This is a genomic window from Serratia sp. H1w, assembly GCF_000633355.1.
Taxonomy (GTDB): Bacteria; Pseudomonadota; Gammaproteobacteria; order Enterobacterales; family Enterobacteriaceae; genus Chania.
The window spans coordinates 181,776-187,775 of the sequence record NZ_AYMQ01000005.1 but is presented as its reverse complement, the minus strand read 5'-3'; the positions used below and the strand labels follow the sequence as shown (position 1 = coordinate 187,775).

Below are 6,000 nucleotides of genomic sequence, written 5' to 3'. Positions count from 1 at the left end.
ATTGAATACATGACCCTATTTTTCCGAATATGGCCTGCAGTAGCGCCGTTCTTTTCTCGACCTCTGAAGGGCGGGTATGATTAAATTCATACATTAATTCCTTCCCGCGCAATCTTTCTTCAGGCAGCCCCTCACACATATCGGTGTAAAGCTTTCCTTGTTTTATCTTTTCGCGCATAGATAAGCTCATAGCCGTTCTCCTGAACTGATTAAACACCGTTACCCGTTTGAAGACGTAGCCGGGAAAAAGGACCTGGCCCGCTTAGCGTGAATACCGAAATCAGCGTGAAGGTCAACGCTACCATCCCCAGTACCAGATAAGCCCCCTGAAAACCGATACTTTCGTACATATTACCCGCCAAAACGGACATAAAGATCATTGCCAGCTGCTTGAAGAAGCAGAAACACACCAGGTAAATGGTTGCCGAGAACCGCACTTCAAATTGGCTGGTTATGTACTTGAAACAGCCAACAATCAGGAAAGGGATCTCAAACATATGCAGGGTCTTGAGGATCACTACTTCTAAGGCCGAGGTGGCAAATGAAGAGCCGATAATACGTACCGACATGATGGTGCCCGCCAACAACAGCGCGTTCTTGCCACCGATGCGGTTGACGATCAGCGGCGCAAAGAACATGATCGAAGCGTTCAACAATTCCCCCATGGTGGTAACGTAGCCAAAGACGCGTGTCCCCTGTTCCCCAGAGGTGAAGAAAGAGGTGAAGAAATTGGCGAACTGTTGATCAAATACGTCGTAGGTACTGGAAACGCCCACAACGTACAGCGCAAGAAACCATAACTTTGGCTGTTTGAACAGTTCCAGTGCCAGTTTCAGACTGAAAGCAGACTGATTGGCACCGACGGCATCCGCCACGGTAGCGGAAGACGGAACATCCGTACGTGAGAAGAACAACAGCAGAGCGAGGATCACCGCGCAGCCGGAACCCAGCCAGAAAACAAATTCGTTATTGATGGTAAACATCACGCCAGCAATAGACGCACACAACGCCCAACCTACACAGCCGAACATCCGCGCTCGGCCAAACTCAAAGTGACTGCGGCGGCTGGCCTTCTCAATATAGGCCTCGATAGCCGGAGCCCCGGCGTTATAAATAAAACCGAGATAGATCCCACCAACGATCGAGCCTAACAAGATATTAAATTTTAATAGTGGCCCAAATACATAAATAAAGAACGGGGCAAACATCACCAGCATACCTGTGATGACCCACAGTAGATGCTTGCGTAGGCCAAGCTTGTCGGACATCAGGCCAAATATCGGTTGAAATAACAGTGAAAATAGTGAGATGCAGGCAAATATAATACCGGTATCCCCCTTGCTGATATGATTGATATCATGCAGCCAGATGGGGAAGAATGGGAAGTAAGCCCCCATAATAAAAAAGTAGAAGAAGAAGAACAGGCCGAGCATCCAGAAATTGGTGTTTTTCAAATAATACATCTTGGTTTCCTTACGCCAAAAGCGGGCAACCACAGGGCTGCCCGGGTCTTGTTATTATCAGGCAAACATTAATTGGTAATGATAATGCTGGGATCCGAGCAGATATTCCGATGAGACCGAAGGACTCCAGGAATCGTCTCCGCCAACGCCCATATGGAAACCGTCGATATTAAGCCAGGTGCCCGCTTCCGGCTGCAACAGATGGCGATGGCTGGTCTCCATCAGTTGTTGCTGGCTATAACGGCTGATGTTGAACTGGAAGTCGCCGCGCCATTGATGTAAACCATAACTCAGCTCGCGCGTTCCACAGCGCAGGCCGTTTTCGCTCGGGAAGACATAAGGTGTATACATTTCACCTAAAGGCAGGTCCCAACGATCAAAACAGGCAGAGGCCAGGCGATCCGGGTAATTCTCATGCGGGCCAAGTCCCAGCCAACTCACCCGTTCGGCTACCTGCACCAACTGGCAGCTTAACCCAATACGTGCCGGAGGCGGTGTCCCGCTGGCAACCTCAACATTCACCGTAATCTGCATTTCACCATGGCCGTCGATACGATAGCTCTTCCGGCTGACAAACAGCGTCTTGCCCTGATATTGCCAGGCGTGTGCCGTAGTGATCAATACGCTGCTGGCCAGCGCTTCGGCTTCGCATTGCAGCAGCACCGCTTGCGCATGGTAATGACCAGCCGCCTTCCAGCGCTCGACCCAGGCGTTGGGATCGATTCGGGTGGCCTCGCTCACACCGATATCGTTATCCAGCGGCGCTCGGGTGAACTGATCGAGCAGCGGGCTTAACAACTGTACTTCACTGCCAATCCAGTATTGCGTCAATACACCCTGCCGACGGCAGAATTCCCAGCGTTTATTGCTCAATGCCACGTTGTACGTGGTTTCGCTGACAGCAAGTTGTGGGCTCACACTGGCGCGTAACGGAAGTTTGATATCAAGCTGCTGTTCCAATGGCCACTGTTGCCAAGCACTAACGTGCCCGGCTTGCGACCAGGCTGTCGCTTGTGGCTGCTGAACACGCACGGTCAACCACAGTTGACCCGCATCGGCTGGCAACGCCACGTCCGACAGGCTGATCGTTTGACGGCCCTGTGGCGCAATATTCAGCGTCACTTGTCCGTCAGCCAACGCCTTACCGTCCTGAGCTATGGACCAATACAGCACTTCGTTGTCACTGTGGCGGAACAGGTATTCACTGGTGACCTCAATCTTGCGTTCCGCGCCGGGCAGCAAGGCAAAATGGAAAAATTGCTGAGCCTGTTTCGCTTCAAACAGAGCTGGATGTGGCGTGCGATCCGCAAATACCAATCCATTCATACAGAACTGACGATCGTTGGGTAAATCGCCAAAATCACCGCCATAGGCCGACCACGCGTTGCCATTTTCATCATGTTTAATCAGCGACTGATCCACCCAATCCCAGACAAAACCACCTTGTAAACGCGGATATTGACGGAATGCCTGCCAGTATTTCGCGTAGCCGCCCAGGCTGTTACCCATTGCGTGGGCGTATTCACACAGGATCAGCGGACGTTGCTCACCCGGCATGGAAAGCCATTTCTTGATCGACCATTTTGGTACCGCAGGGAAAGGCTGGTCCTGATCGACACGGGCATACATTGGGCAGATGATGTCGGTTGCGGTCGTATTCGCCCCGCCACCTTCGTACTGCACCGGGCGTGACGGATCTTCCGACTTGATCCAGCGGTACAGTGCATCATGGTTGGTGCCGTGCCCAGATTCGTTGCCGAGTGACCAGATAATGATGCTGGGATGATTTCGATCGCGCTGCACCATTCTTGTCACACGCTGGCTCATGGCTGGCAACCAGTCAGGATCGTCACAGAGGCGGTTCATCGGCACCATGCCGTGGGTTTCAATGTTGGCCTCATCCACCACATACAACCCGTAATGATCGCACAGGTTGTACCACAACGGATGATTCGGATAATGCGAGCAGCGCACGGCGTTGAAGTTGTGCTGCTTCATCAGCAGAATGTCCTGCACCATGGTGTCCCGATCCATGACCTGCCCGTGTTCTGGGTGGTGTTCATGGCGGTTGGTGCCACGGATCAGCAGTGGCTTGCCGTTAAGCAGCAACAGACCATTTTCGATGCTGACGTGACGGAAACCGACGTCACAGGCCTCTGCCTCAATCAGCACGCCATCGACGGTATGCAGTTGGATGACACTGCGATACAAATTCGGTGTTTCGGCACTCCACAGTGCCGGGTGTTCGACATTCAGACGCAGCGTTGCGCGATCAGCATAGGCGCCACGTTCATCAATAATTTCACTGCCAAGGGGAGCGCTGACCTCACCTACCAAAGTTTCACCCTGCCACAATTGCAGGGTGATGCGTAAATCGTAACCGGGTTCACCTGAGATCCTGACGTCTGCGGCCAGAACAGCACGACTGAAGTCATCGTTGAAATGGGTATTGATACGCAGGTCGCAGATGTGTATCAGCGGTTTATGCAGCAGAGAGACATCGCGGAAAATGCCGCTCATCCGCCACATGTCCTGATCCTCCAGGTAGCTACCATCACTCCAGCGCAGTACCATCACCGCCAGACGGTTTTCCCCACTGACCAGCACCTCACTGAGATCAAATTCAGACGGTAAACGGCTGTCCTGGCCGTAACCAATCCAGCGCCCGTTGCACCACAGATGAAAGGCGGAGTTCACCCCATCAAAGATGATGCGGGTCTGACCGTCGTTAAGCTCAGAGTCATCAACATGAAATGTGAGCGAGTAACATCCAGTTGGATTTTCAGCTGGCAGATACGGCGGATTGACAGGGAACGGATAGGTAATATTGGAATAAATTGGTGCATCGTAACCAGCCATCTGCCAGTTGGATGGGACGCTGATGGTATCAGACTGAGGGAGATCGCTTAAGCGCCAACTGTCAGGCACCGCTTCAGGGGAGGCAAACCAGGCAAATTTCCATGCGCCATTCAGGCTTCGTAGCCGGTTGGCCTGCTGATTTTTGCGTGCATCATCAGCATTTCGCCAACTGCAAAACGGCGGATGTGCAGCCAGACGATTGAGTTGCGTCACGCCAGGGTTTTCCCAGTCGCGTCGTGCCAGTACCACGCCGAGTCGATCAGTATTCAGGTTCATCCCAACATCCTTTATTAAATTGTTACTCGCTCACATTTAATTGTGGGTATACAGCGAATAAACCCTTCTTGTAAAGGATGAACATCTAAATTGGTGAACTGACTCAAATTTATGGCATGTAGGCCGGTATGGGCAACCGGGGTCTGTCAGAGACGTGAAATCTGCCGTGCCAGTTGCATCAATGATGCGGCCAGTTGCTGAGGAGAGGCTCCCGATGTGTTCGGTGGCAGGACGGTCTTGCGTTCCACCAAGGTAACGGGCAATAGCTGGTTGCCGACTACCGGTTCACCACGCGAGATTTGCATGATCCGGTCCACACTGCTTTGCCCCAGTACCGGAAAATCCTGCCTGATGGTGGTCAGCGGAGGGATATAGCAGGAGCTGTCGTCGGTATCGTCGTAACCAATCACCGAAATATCGTTAGCGACGCGCAGCCCAAACTCGCTAATCGCCCGCATGGCTCCCAGCGCCATCTGATCGTTGGCGACCAGCATTGCGGTGGGGATTTTCCCGCTATTGAGTAATTGGCAGGTTTGCTGGAACCCGGACATGGCACTCCAGTCTCCGGCAATTTCAGCCATCGGTTGCAACTGATAGTGTTGCAGGTATTTATGCCAACCCGCCAATCGCAAGCGTGCAGAAACTGACGTGTGCGGGCCAGATAGTAACGCGACCTGTTGATGGCCACATTGCACCAGATGTTCGACCCCAAGTCGCGCACCGTCGTCGTGTGAAAATATGACACTATTGACTGCCGTTTGATCGCTGACATCAAGGAACAGCACTGGTACGTTGCCACAGGTAGCAGCAATAGCGATGGCGTCTTGTTCTTCGAGAGCGAAATTGATGATTATCCCGGTGACTCGCCGTGCCAGCAGGTTGAGCACCGCAGCTTTACACGCTTCCACCCCACTACGCTCAACCATGGAGATCACCACGCTGGCATCCAACTGGTCGGCACGTGATTTGATGGCGGCGACAATCTGCGAAGGGGCATGCAATGCCAGATTGGTGGTTGCCACGCCGATCAAGGGTGACTGCTTTCCTGCCAACTGTTGGGCAACACGGTTGGGGATGTAATTCAGTTCCGCCATCGCCGCTGCAACTTTCTCACGAGTTTTGGCAGAAACGTGATCCGCTTGATTCACCACTCGCGAGACTGTCTGATAGGAGACGCCTGCATGATCTGCGACATCGTACAGCGTTACCGGTTTCACATTCATCATCCTGAATTCCACTTTTTCAGGCAGTATCATGCCACACCTCAACATTTTTTTCGCCATCAGACCGGATCCACTGACCGGGTAAAAATCATCAAATACCTCTACGGCAATACTGTAGCCAAGCCCTTCAATAGGTTAAACTTCCCTACCTCGGCAGGTTATTGCTGCCGACCGTTGCG

General features: G+C 52.5%; 4 protein-coding genes. All 4 read right to left on the bottom strand.

What is annotated here, in order from left to right; genetic code table 11:
- Window positions 1-190: maltose acetyltransferase domain-containing protein (locus U869_RS0101315; RefSeq protein ID WP_025119088.1), on the bottom strand; the 190-nt coding region annotated here is incomplete at its 3' end.
- A gap of 19 nt (window positions 191-209) precedes the next feature.
- The gene (locus U869_RS0101310; protein WP_025119089.1) at window positions 210-1,463 is read right to left on the bottom strand and encodes an MFS transporter; all 1,254 of its coding nucleotides are present in this window, start codon (window positions 1,461-1,463) and stop codon (window positions 210-212) included.
- A 57-nt stretch (window positions 1,464-1,520) separates the two neighbouring features.
- On the bottom strand, window positions 1,521-4,598 hold the full coding sequence (locus U869_RS0101305) for a beta-galactosidase (protein ID WP_025119090.1): 3,078 nt from the start codon (window positions 4,596-4,598) through the stop codon (window positions 1,521-1,523).
- A gap of 146 nt (window positions 4,599-4,744) precedes the next feature.
- Window positions 4,745-5,824 carry a LacI family DNA-binding transcriptional regulator gene (locus U869_RS0101300; protein ID WP_029987216.1) on the bottom strand — a complete coding sequence of 360 codons (1,080 nt, stop codon included), beginning with the start codon at window positions 5,822-5,824 and terminating at the stop codon, window positions 4,745-4,747.
- Window positions 5,825-6,000: the final 176 nt, after the last annotated feature.

What these genes read in the sequence shown, in the direction of transcription:
- U869_RS0101310 (WP_025119089.1), bottom strand. Translation starts at nt 1,463, where the DNA reads ATGTATTATTTGAAAAACACCAATTTCTGGATGCTCGGCCTGTTCTTC.
- U869_RS0101305 (WP_025119090.1), bottom strand. Translation starts at nt 4,598, where the DNA reads ATGAACCTGAATACTGATCGACTCGGCGTGGTACTGGCACGACGCGAC.
- U869_RS0101300 (WP_029987216.1), bottom strand. Translation starts at nt 5,824, where the DNA reads ATGATGAATGTGAAACCGGTAACGCTGTACGATGTCGCAGATCATGCA.